This window comes from Pseudomonas persica, assembly GCF_900291015.1.
GTDB lineage: Bacteria > Pseudomonadota > Gammaproteobacteria > Pseudomonadales > Pseudomonadaceae > Aquipseudomonas.
The window spans coordinates 1-230 of sequence record NZ_OLKL01000423.1; the positions used below are offsets into that span (position 1 = coordinate 1).

Genomic DNA, 230 nt, shown 5'->3' on the forward strand with positions numbered 1-230 from the left:
CCTCTGAAGGTGTTAAAAATCCTCACCGATGAACGTACTCGTCGTCAGGTGAACAACCTGCGTCACGCCACTAACAGTGAACTGCTGTGTGAAGCGTTCCTGCATGCCTTTACCGGTCAGCCTTTGCCGAACGATGAAGACCTGCGTAAAGAGCGCAGCGATGAGATCCCGGAAGCGGCGAAGATCATCATGCGTGAACTGGGTATCGACCCGGATACGTGGGAATACTG

The 230-nt window shown here is 53.5% G+C and carries 1 protein-coding gene; it reads left to right on the forward strand.

Features of this window, described 5'->3' with window-relative positions:
- Positions 1 to 230: met regulon transcriptional regulator MetJ (metJ, locus tag FQ664_RS27125; RefSeq protein WP_144176027.1), on the forward strand; the 230-nt coding region annotated here is incomplete at both ends.